Source organism: Compostibacter hankyongensis (genome assembly GCF_039541075.1).
GTDB classification, from domain to species: domain Bacteria; phylum Bacteroidota; class Bacteroidia; order Chitinophagales; family Chitinophagaceae; genus Compostibacter; species Compostibacter hankyongensis.
This window is the reverse complement of record NZ_BAABFN010000003.1, coordinates 13,815-28,969: the sequence shown is the minus strand read 5'-3', so window position 1 is coordinate 28,969 and position 15,155 is coordinate 13,815. Positions and strand designations below refer to the sequence as shown.

Here is a 15,155-nt window from a genome sequence, read left to right as displayed (position 1 = left end):
AAAAACGTCCCGCCTGAGGGGGGACGCTTTTTATCTTTTCAGCCTTAAATATTACTGAGCAGCGGAAGTATCCGGTGCAGCTGCGCTGGAATCGGTAGCGGGAGCCTGGTCTGCAGGAGCCTGCTGATCCATCGGAGCAGTTTCTTCAGGGGCGGCATTTTCAATGGCGGAAGAGTCCTGATTGTCACCGGTACCGGTGCCTTGGTTACATGCGGTTGCAAACAGGCCAAAAGCCATAGCAAACAGACCGACTTTGATCAGATTTTTCATGATACTTTGTTTTTACGTTTAAGATTTGGAAATAAGTAATTTTCAAATTCTATACCAGTTTATACGTAAATTGGGAAAAGGTAACCCATCTTTGTAAAAAATTTTTTCGGTTATTTTGGGTTACCATTATCTTTAAAGTGTATTAAATAAGTGAATAAGGACGTAAAGGGCGGGCTTGCTGAGGACCGGTTGCTGCTGAGAAACATGATGCAGCAGGATGAAGATGCTGTGGAGTCACTGTATAAGGATTATTACCCCGTGGCCCGGCATCTGGTGGTCAGCAACAGCGGAACGGAAGATGATGCCAAAGATATTTTTCAGGAAGCGCTCATCGTCCTCTATGATAAAGCAGCCGATCCGACCTTTGAGCTGCACAGCCGCCTCAAGACTTACCTGTATGCGGTATGCCGCCACCTCTGGCTGAAGCGGCTTCACCAGGATCAGCGCCAGGTACGGCTGACCGAGACGATGGAAGAGCAGGTGCCTGTGGAGGAGGCGCTCCTCAAACATGAAGAGGCGGACCGGCAGTTCGAGATCATGAACGAAGCCCTGGTGGCGCTGGGAGAGCCCTGCCGCACGCTGCTGGAGGATTATTATCTGCGGAAATCCTCTATGCAGGAGATCATGGAGAGATATGGGTATACCAATACCGACAATGCCAAAAACCAGAAGTATAAATGTCTGATGCGTCTGAAAAAAATCTTCTTTTCACAATATAATACCCAGCAGGAGGAATAGTGATGAACGACCTAACTCATTTGCTGCATAAAATAGACCGCTATCTGAACGGTCAGATGAACGAAGCGGAAGAACGGGCCTTCGAAGCCCTGCGCCGTGACAATGGCGACGTGGAAAAGGAATTCCATGAACAGGCTGCTTTCCGCAGTATGCTGCAGGACCATGCAGACCGGAAGGCTTTTATACAGAAGCTGCATGCAGCAGAGGAAAAAATCACCGCCCACTCCGGCATGCGCTCCGAAAAAGGGAAAAACAACATCTTCCAGCTTTCACGCCAGGCATGGCGCATGACCGGTATTGCCGCAGCGGTGGCAGTGCTGGTAGCCACCGCCGCGCTTTGGATCACCGGCGGCTTCAGCAACGATTCCGGCAGCACCTATATGATCCTGCGCCGTGAGATCGACAATATCAAAAAGTCCCAGACCGCCCTGATGAAGGACTTCAATTCTTCCCATACCCGCCCGCCCGCCGATCCCGGTTCCTTCGGCGGCACCGGCTTTGCCATATCCTCCGACGGCTATATTACCACCAACCGCCATGTGATCCGCAATGCCGATTCCGTGTATGTGCAGAATAATAAAGGGGAAGCCTATAAGGCCAACATCGTCTACCAGGATCCGGTAAGCGACCTGGCGGTGCTGAAGGTGGAAGATTCCGCGTTTATGCTTCCCGCCCTCCCTTATACCCTGGCCGCCCGCAGCGCAGATATCGGCGAAGACGTCTTTACGCTGGGCTTCCCGAAAGACGATATGGTTTACGGTAAAGGCTATATCAGTGCGGAAACCGGCTTCGAGGGAGATACCTGCGCCTATCAGATCGCCCTCACCGTAAACCCCGGCAACAGCGGGGGACCCCTCATAGATGATCGCGGCAATATCCTGGGAATCGTCAGCGGCAAGCAGACCTCGGCCAACGATATCGCTTTCGCCATCAAATCGCATTACCTGAAAAGCCTGATCGACAGCATCCCGGCGATGAACCGCAAATGCAGCATCCTGCACAGGAGCACCAATTCTCTCCGCCTCAGCCGGGTGGACCAGATCAAGAAGCTGGAAGATTACATGTTTCTGGTAAAGGTCTATAACTAACGCTTACAGGGATACGCCTCTTTTCCAGGGGATAAAATCATCCTGCCCCAGGGCCATGGCGCGGGTAATATGCTCCCCTCCCGCTACCCCGATCAGGTATTCGAGGATGGCGATGCCTGCTTCTTCCACTGTTTGTTCACCGGAGATAATACCTCCCGTATCGATGTCGATGATATCCGGCATCCGCCGGGCGAGGGCATGGTTGGTGGCGATCTTCACCATGGGCGATACGGGATTGCCGGTGGGTGTTCCGAGACCTGTGGTAAACAATTGCAGGGTACAGCCTGCCCCTCCCATACCGGTTGTGGCTTCCACATCGTTGCCTGGCGTGCAGAGCAGATTCAGCCCCGGCCTGACGGCATATTCGGGGTAATCCAGCACATCCGTTACCGGGGAAGTACCCCCTTTTCGCGCTGCCCCGGCCGATTTAATGGCGTCGGTAATCAGCCCGTCCCGGATATTTCCCGGCGAAGGATTTTTATCAAACCCCGACCCAACCGCTTCCGCACGGTGCGCATAAGCCGTCATCAGCCGGGAAAAACGTGCGGCGATATCGTCGTTTACACAACGGTCGATCAGCTCCTGCTCTACGCCGCAGAGCTCGGGAAACTCGGCCATCACCACCCGGGCTCCCAGGGCCACCAGCAGGTCGGCGCAATGGCCGACAGCAGGGTTGGCCGAGATGCCGCTAAAGCCGTCCGAGCCGCCGCATTTTACCCCCACCGTAAGCTTGCTGAGCGGCGCAGGCTTACGCTGCTGCTCGTTTATCACGGCAAGGCCGAGAAAAGTCTGCCGTATCGCTTCGCTGATCATGGCAAACTCGCTTCCCCACGCCTGCTGCTCAAAAAACAAAAGCGGCTTGTCAAAATGCGGGCTCCTCTTGGCGATCTGCGCTTTCAGGATATCGAACTGGGCATGCTGGCATCCCAGGCTCAGCACCGTGATGCCGGCCACATTGGGGTGTACGGAATAGCCTGCCAGCAGACCGCAGAGATTGTTGGCATCTTCCCGGGTACCGCCGCATCCGCCTTCATGAACGAGAAATTTAATGCCATCCACGCCCGGGAACAAACGGTTACGGCCGTACGATGCCCGGTTATCGGCAAAGGTCATCTTCCGGATCGCCTCCGGATCATGGGCATCCTGCCAGGCGGCAGCCATTTCACGTACCTGCATCCGGTAGATATCCGGCTGGGCATATCCCAGCTCTTTCAGGAAGGCATCCCGGATGATCTGTATGTTCCTGTTCTCACAAAAGACGAGAGGGATCACCAGCCAGTAGTTCTGCGTCCCTACCTGCCCGTCGCTGCGGTGATATCCCATAAAGGTGCGGTCCTTCCAGCGGCTGATATCGGGAGGCTGCCAGTGGTAAGTTTTGGTCCGGCGTCCGTAATGCTGTGCAGCATGCTGCACGTTGTGCACCGTCAGTAACCCGCCGGCAGAGATGGCCTCCACCGTTTTCCCGACCAATACGCCGTACATATATACATCCTCTCCCGGGGCAAGAGCCCGGACGGTAAACTTGTGCTTTTGCGGAATATCCGCCGCCAGGCGGACGCTTTGGCCGTCCAGCGCAAATTCCGTCCCTGCCCTCAGATCGGCCAGGGCCACCCGTACGTTGTCCCGCGGATGTATCTGTAATACCCTTTTCATCCGTTAATCTTGTTTTTTTTACGGTCGGATGACTGCAAAGCTGCATCGAGACCTATCATAAATCAACTATGAGCCATATAAACCCCGCACATCAGCGCGCTCCCCTGCCATAAATATTAGCGCATCCGTTTCGTAAGTATCCCTGCTCATTTAATGCCTGTGCTTATTTTAAAAGCAGACCGGTTTTCCTGGGTAAATTTTAAAAAACCGGGCGGCGTATGTTGATTGAAAATTATCAATTATACATTTTATTTTCACCCGTATACTCCGGGCTGCCGCACTGCGCCGGCCCGGCAGGATAAGATACGGTACAGGATGGGTCAGCGGGTTTTCCGGATATAATCTTCGTACTGCTGCTTTATCCAGGATTGAAATTCCAGATCGGAGGATATACGGGCGAACCCGTAGGGAGGTCTCCGGGCCTGCATAAAGGCATGCAAGGCGTCTCCGCTGAGACCGGTGAGGCGGGTGACCAGATCGGCGGTATAACGGCTGTCAATAAACGCATTTTGTTCAAACACTGCATATTGCTCCAGAAAACGGCGCTTCTTTTTTTCCGCCGCCCGGGTGAAGGGGTGCAGCACCAGTCCGAAGCCGGCATCATTGTTCTTGGGCGACCGTTCGTTATCCACCAGCTTCACCGGCGGCTTATCCAGGTATTCGTGAAAAAGCTGGCGCCGCTGCAGCGAATCGCGCTGGTAATCGGTAAGTCCGCCGATTTCCACTTCGGGGAGCTCCTGGCTGCTGACCTCCAGATAGATATCTGTCGGAGCGCTTTCCGTTCCTTTTATCGTAAGGCTGTCCGTTTTATAACCCAGGTAGGAGAAAAATACCTCGTCGCCCTTCCGTGCCACGATATGATAATTGCCGCCCTGATCCGTCATCCCCAGCGTACCCGCTGTTTTATTAAAGACGGTGGCGGGATAGAGGACGCGATCGCTGCCCTTCTCCAGCACCCTGCCGCTCAGCACCGTCTGGGCGGCTACCGGGCATACCCCTCCAAGCAGAAGAGCTCCTATCAGAAATGCATAAATTCTCACGGCTACATTTATAACAATTTTGCCCGGGAATGGTTGAGGAGCGCTACCGGTAGAGCTCTTCCTGCAACGCCTTTACCCGCTCGTCCGCCAGGTATTCATCAAAGGTGCACAGGCGGTCGATGATGCCGCCGGGGGTCAGCTCTATCACCCGGTTTACCACAGTCTGCAAAAAAGTATGGTCATGCGAGGTGAGCAGCACAATGCCCTTAAACCCGATCATGGCATCGTTAAAGCTCTGTATGCTTTCCAGGTCGAGATGGTTGGTGGGCTCATCAAGGATCACCACGTTGGGGTCCTGGAGCATCATCCGGCTGATCATGCAACGTACCTTTTCCCCGCCGCTCAGTACGCCGGTTCTTTTATGGACCTCATCGCCGCTGAACAGCATTTTGCCCAGGAAACCGCGGAGAAAGGGCTCATCCACGTCTGTCACATGCGGAGGCACATACTGTCGGAGCCATTCCATCAGGTCGAGGCTTTCGTCGGTAAAGTAAGGCGCATTGTCATTGGGCAGGTAGGCCCGGGTAACGGTGCCTCCCCATTCGTATTTGCCGCCGCCGGGCTCCTGCCGGCCGTTGATGATCTCAAAAAAGCTGGTCAGGGCAAGGTGGTTACGGCTGATAAAGGCGATCTTGTCCCCCTTGCTGACCGAAAAGCTGACGTCTTTGAAAAGAGGATGTTCGTCCTGGTATTTTTCCAGCTTCTCCACGTTGAGGATGGCATTGCCCACCTCGCGCTGCTGTTTGAAGATAATACCGGGGTATTTACGGTAAGAAGGGGTGATCTCTTCGATGTTGAGCTTCTCCAGCGCTTTTTTCCGGGAGGTAGCCTGCCGGCTCTTGGAGGCATTGGCGCTGAAGCGGGCAATAAACTCCTGCAGGGCGGCGCGCTTCTCCTCTACCTTCTTATTGCGGTCGGCCAGCTGCCGGGCCATCAGCTGGGAAGACTCATACCAGAAGGTGTAGTTGCCGGTGAAGATGCGGATCCGGGAGCGGTCCACATCGGCGATGTGGGTGCAGACCTGGTCCAGGAAATGGCGGTCGTGCGACACCACGATCACGATGTTCTCATAATCCGCCAAGAAGTTTTCCAGCCAGCCGATGGTGCTTACGTCCAGATTGTTCGTCGGCTCGTCGAGCAGCAGGATATCGGGATTACCAAAGAGCGCCTGTGCCAGCAGCACCCGCACCTTCAGGTTGCCGCTCAGCTCTTTCATCAGGATGTTGTGCAGGCCTTCCTCCACGCCGAGGTTTCCCAGCAGGGCAGCCGCATCATTCTCGGCCGTATATCCCCCCATTTCGCCAAAGGCCGCTTCCAGCTCCCCTGCCCGCATACCGTCGGCCTCGGAGAAATCGGGCTTGGCATAGATGGCGTCCCGCTCCTGCATAACCTTCCACATGGGCTGGTTGCCCATCAGCACGGTCTGCAGCACAGGCATTTCATCAAATTCAAACTGATCCTGCTTCAGCACGCTCATCCGCTCGCCGGGGGTGATCTCCACGGTACCCTTGTTGGGCTCCACCACGCCGCTGAGTATCTTCAGAAATGTAGACTTGCCGGCGCCGTTGGCCCCCACCACTCCGTAGCAGTTGCCTTTGGTGAAGTTAAGGTTGACCTCTTCGAACAATACCCGTTTGCCGAAGGAAAGCGTAACGTTTTTTACACTGATCATATCCTGCCTTGCTTTTTTTAAGGCTGCAAAGGTACAAAACAGGACAGACTTTGCCGGGCAGGCCGGCTTGTTTTATCCTTTTATGGTTTCCAGCCAGGCATGCGCCATCAGCGCGTCGCCGGCGGCGCCGGGATGCACCCCGTCCGGCGTCCAGTAGCTGGCGGGAGCGGACTTCTGGGCCTGGTCATAAATATGCTGATAAGGAATAAAGGCGGCGCCAAAGGAATCGGCTATCTCGCGGGCAGCCTGCTGATAGCCGGTAAAGGTGGGGAACCAGCTGTCATCCACGGCTTTTACTCCACGGACGGCGTAGGGCTCCCCGATGATCAGCTTTATATCGGGAAATTGCTTGCGGGTACGCTCCAGGAGGGCGCGGTAATCGTCGCGGTAGGTTTGCAGCGTTCCTTTATATCCGCCGGTGAGGGTATGCCAGTAATCGTTCACCCCGACCAGGATGCTCAGCACGGTAGGCTTCAGCGCGAGGCAATCCTCCTCCCAGCGGTCGGCCAGCTGGAACACCTTGTTACCGCTTATACCGCGGTTGTATATCTGCAGATGCTTCCCGGGGTATTTGTACAAGAGCTCCGATCCTGCGATGAGGGGATAGCCGGGTCCGAGCCCGCTGTTGCTGTTGGCATCCTTCGCATTGCGGTTTCTGCCCATATCGGTAATGGAATCCCCCTGGAAAAGCACTACATCATTGTCGGACAGGGTTATTTTTTTCCCCTTCTGCTTGCTGAGCGCAGCCGAAACGATGCCGGGAATGCTAACAGCCATCGTGCTTCCGATTGCCGTCTTTTTAATAAAACTCCTGCGATCTTGTATCATGAGGCGATAAATCTTGAATGTTTAAGAAAAGAATATCCCACCCAAGATACAAATGAAAGAAAAAATTTTCGAGGAAATTTGAAGTCAGCCGAAAAAGAAATACCCTCTCCATTTTTGAAAAATAGAAACCGGAGAGGTAGCACAAGTTGCATGGCCTACAAAGCTGCAACCGCATTTCTCCAAAACACCCGAATACTTCCGGTATCCACTTTCTTTCGGGCCTGGAATAGATCATAATATTCCTGTGTCCGCAGCCAAAATTCTGGAGTAGCTCCCAAACCGGTTGCCAGTTTTATAGCCATTTCCGGTGTCACCCCCTGCCTGCCGTTGATGATGGCAGATAGCGTCTTGCGTGTGGTTCCCAATCCCTTAGCCACTTCCTCAATAGAAAGCTTCTCGCTGGTCTCTTCGCGTATTCCCTCAATCGTCTCCCGAATCAATTCACCGGGATGCGCAGGATTATACATGGTCATATCTTTATCCTCCTTTTAGTGGTAATCTATATAATCTACGTCTTGTGCATTTTCACCTTCGAATCGAAATATGATTCTAAAATTCTTATCCACCTTTACCGCCCAAAAGTTTTTCAAATCGCCTTTGAGCTGATGGAATCCATATCCTGGTACGTTCAGTTCCTCTGGAGTTGCAGCTGCATCCAAACGAGTCAGTATCAACCGGATTTTACTAACGTGGCTTGCATTTAGCTTGGAAACATCTCCTTTTTCATAAAATCGCTTTAATCCTTTGTGCCGGATGCTCCCAATCATATTACAAATGTAACTCGTAACGTATCAAGTTCCAAAATTAATTTTAGCCGGATCCGGATATTTGTGTGGCAAACTTATCGAATAATTTCGCCTGTCTCAGGGTACGCATATTTTTAGGTCTGTATTGTCCCCGTAGCTGAAGGTATTCTGCAGGAACCAGCGAGCTTTATAAATCTTCAGGCCAGCCTCGCTGAATACCGTATTCCCCTCACGGTCCAGCACCTCGTCGGTCCACCACTTTTCTTTGGGCAGGATGATGATCACGGGAAAACCTTCCGGACCGGAGCTGACGCTTTTGATATTGCGGGTATACTTCCCGGCTACAGGCGTAACAGACCGGCCGGCGGGATCCACCCGGTAGGTATCCTTCAGGGTGGTCAGCCAGAGCAAATCTTTTCCGTAAACGGGAAACAGGTCGTGCGCGTCCGTATCCGGCAGCATAAGCGAATCTGCGCAGGTCAGGTCCGGTCTTTTACAGTTTCCGTTGTACCGGAAAGCATAGAGCTTATTCCGGGCGGCCGACCACAGCAGCTGTCTTTTTTTATCCCATACCACATTGTGCGCAAACGGCAGGGGAATGACTTTGCGGTAGATTTTCCCGGGGGATGAGAGGGTATCCACATGAAACAGCACCAGCCGGTTGTCTGTGCTGGACGCCGTCACAATATTGCCATCCGGCAGCAGCTCCGAGGAGTGCGGATTCTTACCGGCATGGGCGTAAAACACGGCCCGCTTATCTGCAACACGGACCAGGGCCACACCTCCGCCGGACGCGTTGAGCAGGATATATCTGTTGCCGTACACCGGCTTGGCATCATCGGGGGTTGAAAACCAGCCGGTGTCTTCCGGACGTATTGCAGGGTCCAGGCTGGCATGCCAGCTCCAGACAATACTGCCGGTCTCCGTATTCACAATGTCGATGCCGTGGCTGCGCTGTTCGGCGATGACGATACATTTTGTACAGTCCCCCAATGAAGCAGTATCCCCGGAGGGTCCGGCATCTCCTGCGGAATGACCGGTACCCCTACCGCAGGCGGCGGCCAGCAGCAAAATGCCCGTCAGCAGGTAATGGAAAGATGTAAATTTTTTTTGCATGTGCACAATATCGGTTCAATACAAGAAGGGCCGGTGTCCTTTCGGAACCCCGGCCCAAATATAGGAAGTCCGCTGTTCAAGATCGAAGTGTTAACATTTATTTATTCGGCATTGAACCTTAGACTTTAAACTTCAGAGCTCAAACCTCAATACCCAGGATTCTGTTCCAGCTTGGGATTCAGGTCCAGCTCACCCTGCGGGATGGGCCACCAGTAGTCCCTGGCCTTGTTAAATTTCCGTTTCTGGATCTCCTTATGATCATAATTGTAGATCGGAGCATTCAACACAGTCTCGGCAATTTTCCAACGCCGCACATCATTGTAATAAAGGGCTTCCCCTGCCGTCTCTACCCGGCGTTCGTGCCGGATGGCCTCCCGCATCTGGGACTGACTTTGCCCGGATGCAATAGCAGGCATATGTACACGCTCCCGTATTTGGTTCAGGGAGGAGAGGATAGCGGGATTCCCGGGATCCGATTCGTTCAATGCCTCTGCATAAGCCAGGAGGATATCGGCATAACGCAGTACGATGAAGTTGGTAAAAGACTGGCCGGCTTTCAGATCAGCCAGATCTTTCGGGGGCGCAGCTGAATCATAGATACAGTACTTCTTCATGGCAAAGCCCGTTTGTTTGTAGTACTTCGGCGTGGCTTCTTCTCCTTTGAACGGAGCTCCCGGGTACACGATCGTAGCCTCAAGGCGGGGATCCCGTCCTATGTAGGGCGAATCCGGATTATAACCGGAAGTGGGGTCGGTGATGGGTTTCCCGCTTTTCATTTCATAGGCTTCGGCAAGGTCCAGCAAGGGCGCATTGGAATTATACTGGCTGTTGATCAGGTCAAACGAATTGCCCTCATCCGGGAAGATAAATTGCACATCAAAGATCACTTCCTTGTTGTTTTCATTGTCGGGAAGGAAAAGCGCCCGGTAGTTATCAAACAAGCCATAACCGGCCTCCGGGGCCAGATCGATCACCGCTTTGGCAGCATCCGCCGCCTTTTTCCAACGACTTGCGTCGTTTTTGTCGTTGAACAGCGGACTGGCTTCATACAACAACACACGCGACTTCAATGCCAGAGCAGCGCCTTTGGTAGCGCGTCCCAAATCCCCGGCTCCGTATTTGAGCGGTAATAGCAGGGCTGCACTGTCGAGATCTTTGATCACCTGGGCTATTATCTCCTCCCTGGGCGTCCGGGGCAGATTCTTCTGGGCCGGAGGATCGGGAGGGCCAAGGATCAACGGTACATCACCCCAGTAGGTCTCCAGCTCAAAATAATAGAGGGCACGCAAAAACCGCGCTTCTCCCTTCATACGGCTCATAAGGGCGGAATCCATATCCGGCACCTCATTCACCTTTACCAAAAAAGTATTGCAACGGCCGATGCCCTGGTAGCAGTGATTCCAGCGGGTAGGTATAATTCCGTTGTCACTGGCGGCAAGCTGACCATTGGCAATAGAATTAAAGCCACTGGTATTACCATAGCTGTAAGCATTGGGAGAGGCCGCATCTTCCAGGAGTGGGGTGGCATCTCCTCCAAAAAGCCCTGAATAACTGAGGACAGAATAACATCCGGAAAGCGCCGCATTGGCTGCAGCTTCTGATTTCCAGAAATTACTCTCCACATATTTATTGTCCGGAGAAGTATCTAATAAGTTGGTATTGCAGCTGCTCGCCACTATGCCGGAACCGGCAAGGAGCAGAACAAGTATCCGTTTCATAACTGTTCGTTTTGATATGCTGTAATGAGATCCGCTCATATACTGTTGTTTAGAAACTTACATTTACACCGCCGCTGAAGGTCTTCAGGTTGGGATAGTGATATAGCGAGCTGTAGTTGCTGATCGTTTCGGGGTCGAAATCCTTATACTTTGTAAAGGTCAGGAAGTTCTCGGCATTCAGGAACACGCTGAGCTGTGCGATCTTCACCTTGGACAGCCATTTCTGGGGCAGTGCATAGGCCAGCTGGAGGCTTTTCAGACGAAGGTACGCTCCGCTCTGCAGCCAGAAATCAGACTGCAGGAAATTGTCCTTTCCGCCGGTGCTTTCCGTGACGATCGGAAGTCGGGCATCCGGATTATCCGGGGTCCAAGCATCCGTCAGCCATTGCTTCGTAGCCCCGGCACCGTTATTAAAGGGATAGGCAATGTTGCCGACCGGATATACCTTGATGCCGGCAATACCCTGGAAAAAGGCTTTTAGGGAGATGCCCTTATAGCCTACATTCAACCCAAAACCGTAAGTATACTTGGGAATAGCAGAAGATTCGTCGATGATCACCCGGTCGTCCCCGTTGATGATATTATCCCCGTTTACATCCTTATATTTCAGGTAACCGGGACGGGTAGCCTCACTTTGGTAAGCGTGTGCATCTACCTCTTCCTGGGTCTGGAAGATGCCTTCAGATACCAGCAGGTAATGGGCATCAATGGGATGACCGGCCAGGGTGATGGTGGACAGGTTGGTCTGTTCATCATACAGTATCTGTCCACCCAGGTCGATCACCTTGTTCTTGTTATAGGAGATATTACCCTGCACGCCGTAGTGGAATGCCCCTATCGTATTACGATACTGCACCGCCAGCTCATAGCCGGTATTGTCCACCGTCCCTACATTCTCTTTCGGACCGGTCAATCCTACCTGGGAAGGCAGATCTACGGTGCGGAGGATATCTTTGGTCCTCTTCTTATAGACATCAGCCGTGATATTGATCCGGTTCTTCCAGAGATCGACATCCAGACCCAGGTCGTAATCCGTGGTAGTCTCCCAGCTGGTAAGAGGATCCGAATAGGCTGTAGCAGCGGCACCCGGGGCCAATACCCCGCCGAAGCTATAGTCGTGATTCAGTGTAATGCTGTTTTCGTAGCTATACAGGTCAACCGCCTGGTTCCCCAGCTGTCCTATGGAAGCCCGCAGCTTCAGCAGATCGATGAGGGAGGACTGGAAAAAGCTTTCCTTATCGATGCGCCAGCCGGCGGAGGCAGATGGGAAAAAGCCCCAGCGGCGGCCCGGTGCGAAACGGGAAGACCCGTCATACCGGAAGGTGGCCTCGAACAGGTATTTGCCATCGTAGTCGTAGTTTACCCGGCCGAAATAGGATTCCAGTACATCTTCATTAGTGTATCCTGAAATGGCATTCCTGACAGAGCCTGCATCGAGGGCTGTCAGCGTCGCATCCAGGTATCCGATCATTTCGGCGGCAAACTGCCCGTGATCAAAATAGTCATAGCTGGCCCCGAGCATCACGGCCAGATTGTGCTTCCGGGCAAACTGCCGGTGCCAGTCCAGCGTGTTATAGAAATGGATATTCATGTCATTATAATCCGTATTGGTGGACCGGGGCGCGGTGGCGGGGCTGTTCCAGTTGGTAGCTTTCCCGGTCTTGGGATTATAATGCTTCACCTGGGGGGTGAATTTTTCCTGCAGACCGTCATATTTGTCTACCCCGAAACGGATATTATACGTAATATCCCAGGGCAGCTTGTACTCGGCAAAAGTAGTGGCCAGGAAACGCTGTACCACTTTATGAAAATAGCCTGTTTCGGCGATCATCCTGGGGTTCTCAATGTTATTGCGACCCGGGGTGGACAGCCAGGAGTCCCCGTAACGGCCGTCTTTGAGCGTATCGGTAAAGATGGGCAGCGCGCGCATCAGGTCCTTGAAGAAATCTCCTCCATCACCGCTGTAGTAGGGCTCATTATAATACCGGTAATAGCCGTTAAAGGTAAGCCCCACCTTCAGCCGCTTGCTCACATTCAGGGAGGTGTTCAGCCCCAGAGAATATTTCTGCTCCTTATCGTTGGGCCCGATGATGATCCCCTGCCGGTTCAGAAAGCCCAGCGAAAGCCGGTACTGGTAGTTATCCGAGCTGCCCGAGAAGCTGAGGTTATGCTTCTGGATACGACCTTTTTTCAGGGCAATATCGAACCAGTCATTGGCCGGATAGGTAAAGGGGTCGGTCTTCATACCCGCTTCGTATTCGGCAATTTCCTCATCGGAGTAATTCGGTATCTCTGTACCTCCATTCAGCACCGCCTGGTTTTTCAGCTTCATATAGGCGATGGGATCCCAGATCACATCGGGCATGATGGTAGGCGACTGCACCCCATAATAATAGTTGTAATTCACATGCGACTTCCCGGCGCCGGACTTGGTAGTGATCAGGATAACCCCGTTGGCGGCACGGGAACCGTAAATCGCGGCGGAGGCATCCTTCAGCACGGTGACGCTTTCGATATCGTCCGGGTTCAGCTCATCGATGCTGTATTCGATTCCGTCGACGAGGATCAGGGGGTCGTTGCCGCTAAGGGTGCCCATACCCCGGATCCGGATCTGGGAACGGTCCAGCCCCGGCTGGTTCTGCCCCAGCTTCAGGAACATGCCCGGCATACCGGCCAGGGCGTTACTGGCGTTGGTGGTAGGCTCGCCAGCCTTCTCCGACATATCCAGGGTAGAGATAGCCCCCGTCAGGTTCACTTTTTTCTGGGTACCGTAGCCGACAACCACCACGTCGTTCAGCTCGCGGATATTTTCCGCCAGGGAAATGGTGATGTCGGTCTGACTATTTACCGGCACTTCCTTATTAAGATAGCCGACATAGGAAGCTTCCAGCACGGCATCCGGCGCGGCGCTGAGGCTGAAATTACCATTGACATCCGTGACCGTTCCGTTCTGGGTCCCCTTGACATGGACCGTCACCCCTGCCAGGGGGGTCTTGTCCTTTACGGCAACTACCCTTCCTTTCAGCTGCTGCTCCTGCGCGTGGGTTTCCAGAAAAAGACAGCAAAGCAGCAGGCACCCTACCAGGTATCTGCCACCTGCTTTCCACCTGTGTAGCATAGATTTTCTCTTCATACATTTTTCTTTTTTAGAAGATCTTACAAAATGCGGAACACCCGAATTCCCGGTTTTACCGCAATATTTTGGTATATACCAAAATATTTCTTTTACAAAGGAAAACTTCGCAAATGTGAAATATAACGAAAGTAAAAGTAATTTCATCAGATCGAAAAAGCAAATTCTTTTTAACTTTTTTTTCACTTTTCTTCGAACTATCTGATGATGAAGGCCTAACAGACACAAAAACAAACTTAGGGAAAGCACCTCCCGGAGGGGAATGGGAGCACTTCGGTCCTCACGCCTTATATTATCTTCGGATTATTGGGAAAATCTTCTTATTATTATCCTCCGTGCCGGTTCCGGCACAGACAAGCGCATATCCGCCGTTTATGATCAATATCGCCGAACGTCACCAGACTATTCTGAGCAAGCTGAACCAGGAAGGATTTGTAAAGGTGCTCGACCTTTGCCGGGAGCTCGATGTCTCCGCAGTAACGATACGAAAGGATCTGAAATTACTGGAGGACAAGGGTTTGCTGTTCCGCTCACATGGCGGAGCCGCCCTGCACAACCCTTATACCACCGACCGGCCCGTCAACGAGAAGGAAAAGATCCGCTCCTCGGAAAAAAGCCGTATCGGAGCCGCCGCCGCTCCCCTGGTAACGGCCGATGATTCCATTATTATTGCTTCCGGCACCACCGTGCAGGCCATGGCCAAATACATCCAACCCCAGGGCCGCCTTACCGTTATCACCGCTTCGCTCAACGTGGCCAATGAGCTCAACCACCATCCGGAAATCGAAGTCCTCCAGCTGGGCGGTATTCTCCGGAAAAGCTCTTCCTCGGTGGCCGGTCCCTATGCGGAAAAGATGCTGACCGATTTTTTCTGCAGCAAGCTTTTTCTGGGGGCGGACGGTATCGATCTCGAATTCGGGATCACCACCACCAGCGCCATGGAAGCCCACCTGAACCAGCAGATGATGGCCGCCTGTCAGAAAACCGTTGTCCTCGCCGACGCCTCCAAGTTCGGACGACGGGGTTTTGGTAAGATATGCGAGCTGCAGGACATAGACCAGGTGATCACCGACAACGCCGTGTCCCCCCATATGATCAAATCCATGGAAGACGCCGGCATAGAAGTAACCATAGTCTGAAACAGATAACTGCA

General features: G+C 53.0%; 13 protein-coding genes. 3 read left to right on the top strand and 10 right to left on the bottom strand.

Annotation, left to right across the window (positions count from 1 at the left end; genetic code table 11):
• Positions 1 to 51 precede the first annotated feature (51 nt).
• Positions 52 to 270, bottom strand: a complete 219-nt coding sequence (locus ABD851_RS08995) for a hypothetical protein (protein ID WP_344978320.1) — start codon at positions 268 to 270, stop codon at positions 52 to 54.
• Between the two features lie 150 nt (positions 271 to 420).
• Here ABD851_RS08995 and ABD851_RS08990 point away from each other — a divergent pair, with 150 nt between their 5' ends.
• Positions 421 to 1,008: an RNA polymerase sigma factor gene (locus tag ABD851_RS08990; protein WP_344978322.1), complete on the top strand. Its 588-nt coding sequence runs from the start codon at positions 421 to 423 to the stop codon at positions 1,006 to 1,008.
• A gap of 2 nt (positions 1,009 to 1,010) precedes the next feature.
• On the top strand, positions 1,011 to 2,096 hold the full coding sequence (locus ABD851_RS08985; protein WP_344978324.1) for a S1C family serine protease: 1,086 nt from the start codon (positions 1,011 to 1,013) through the stop codon (positions 2,094 to 2,096).
• 3 nt (positions 2,097 to 2,099) lie between these two features.
• Here ABD851_RS08985 and ABD851_RS08980 read toward each other — a convergent pair whose 3' ends face one another.
• The 9 genes from ABD851_RS08980 to ABD851_RS08940 form a co-directional block, all read right to left on the bottom strand.
• Positions 2,100 to 3,749, bottom strand: coding sequence for a UxaA family hydrolase (locus ABD851_RS08980; protein ID WP_344978326.1), 1,650 nt, complete (start codon positions 3,747 to 3,749; stop codon positions 2,100 to 2,102).
• A gap of 320 nt (positions 3,750 to 4,069) precedes the next feature.
• Entirely contained in the window at positions 4,070 to 4,789 is a 720-nt protein-coding gene (locus ABD851_RS08975; protein ID WP_344978328.1) for a carboxypeptidase-like regulatory domain-containing protein, read from the bottom strand.
• Between the two features lie 43 nt (positions 4,790 to 4,832).
• Complete coding sequence (locus ABD851_RS08970; protein ID WP_344978331.1) at positions 4,833 to 6,461, bottom strand: ABC-F family ATP-binding cassette domain-containing protein; 1,629 nt, start codon at positions 6,459 to 6,461, stop codon at positions 4,833 to 4,835.
• Positions 6,462 to 6,533: 72 nt separating this feature from the next.
• Entirely contained in the window at positions 6,534 to 7,238 is a 705-nt protein-coding gene (locus ABD851_RS08965) for an SGNH/GDSL hydrolase family protein (protein ID WP_344978333.1), read from the bottom strand.
• A 206-nt stretch (positions 7,239 to 7,444) separates the two neighbouring features.
• Positions 7,445 to 7,762: a HigA family addiction module antitoxin gene (locus ABD851_RS08960; protein WP_344978335.1), complete on the bottom strand. Its 318-nt coding sequence runs from the start codon at positions 7,760 to 7,762 to the stop codon at positions 7,445 to 7,447.
• Between the two features lie 15 nt (positions 7,763 to 7,777).
• Complete coding sequence (locus ABD851_RS08955; protein ID WP_344978337.1) at positions 7,778 to 8,056, bottom strand: type II toxin-antitoxin system RelE/ParE family toxin; 279 nt, start codon at positions 8,054 to 8,056, stop codon at positions 7,778 to 7,780.
• 96 nt (positions 8,057 to 8,152) lie between these two features.
• Positions 8,153 to 9,151, bottom strand: a complete 999-nt coding sequence (locus ABD851_RS08950; RefSeq protein ID WP_344978339.1) for a DUF6528 family protein — start codon at positions 9,149 to 9,151, stop codon at positions 8,153 to 8,155.
• Between the two features lie 146 nt (positions 9,152 to 9,297).
• Positions 9,298 to 10,869, bottom strand: a complete 1,572-nt coding sequence (locus tag ABD851_RS08945) for a RagB/SusD family nutrient uptake outer membrane protein (protein WP_344978341.1) — start codon at positions 10,867 to 10,869, stop codon at positions 9,298 to 9,300.
• Between the two features lie 49 nt (positions 10,870 to 10,918).
• A complete protein-coding gene (locus tag ABD851_RS08940; RefSeq protein WP_344978343.1) occupies positions 10,919 to 14,002 on the bottom strand; it encodes a SusC/RagA family TonB-linked outer membrane protein in 3,084 nt (1,027 codons plus the stop codon).
• Positions 14,003 to 14,376: 374 nt separating this feature from the next.
• On the opposite strand from ABD851_RS08940, the gene ABD851_RS08935 reads away from it, so the two are divergent.
• A complete protein-coding gene (locus tag ABD851_RS08935; protein WP_344978345.1) occupies positions 14,377 to 15,141 on the top strand; it encodes a DeoR/GlpR family DNA-binding transcription regulator in 765 nt (254 codons plus the stop codon).
• Positions 15,142 to 15,155: the final 14 nt, after the last annotated feature.

What these genes read in the sequence shown, in the direction of transcription:
- ABD851_RS08995 (WP_344978320.1), bottom strand. Translation starts at nt 270, where the DNA reads ATGAAAAATCTGATCAAAGTCGGTCTGTTTGCTATGGCTTTTGGCCTG.
- ABD851_RS08985 (WP_344978324.1), top strand. Translation starts at nt 1,011, where the DNA reads ATGAACGACCTAACTCATTTGCTGCATAAAATAGACCGCTATCTGAAC.
- ABD851_RS08980 (WP_344978326.1), bottom strand. Translation starts at nt 3,749, where the DNA reads ATGAAAAGGGTATTACAGATACATCCGCGGGACAACGTACGGGTGGCC.
- ABD851_RS08970 (WP_344978331.1), bottom strand. Translation starts at nt 6,461, where the DNA reads ATGATCAGTGTAAAAAACGTTACGCTTTCCTTCGGCAAACGGGTATTG.
- ABD851_RS08965 (WP_344978333.1), bottom strand. Translation starts at nt 7,238, where the DNA reads ATGGCTGTTAGCATTCCCGGCATCGTTTCGGCTGCGCTCAGCAAGCAG.
- ABD851_RS08960 (WP_344978335.1), bottom strand. Translation starts at nt 7,762, where the DNA reads ATGACCATGTATAATCCTGCGCATCCCGGTGAATTGATTCGGGAGACG.
- ABD851_RS08955 (WP_344978337.1), bottom strand. Translation starts at nt 8,056, where the DNA reads ATGATTGGGAGCATCCGGCACAAAGGATTAAAGCGATTTTATGAAAAA.
- ABD851_RS08950 (WP_344978339.1), bottom strand. Translation starts at nt 9,151, where the DNA reads ATGCAAAAAAAATTTACATCTTTCCATTACCTGCTGACGGGCATTTTG.
- ABD851_RS08945 (WP_344978341.1), bottom strand. Translation starts at nt 10,869, where the DNA reads ATGAAACGGATACTTGTTCTGCTCCTTGCCGGTTCCGGCATAGTGGCG.
- ABD851_RS08940 (WP_344978343.1), bottom strand. Translation starts at nt 14,002, where the DNA reads ATGAAGAGAAAATCTATGCTACACAGGTGGAAAGCAGGTGGCAGATAC.
- ABD851_RS08935 (WP_344978345.1), top strand. Translation starts at nt 14,377, where the DNA reads ATGATCAATATCGCCGAACGTCACCAGACTATTCTGAGCAAGCTGAAC.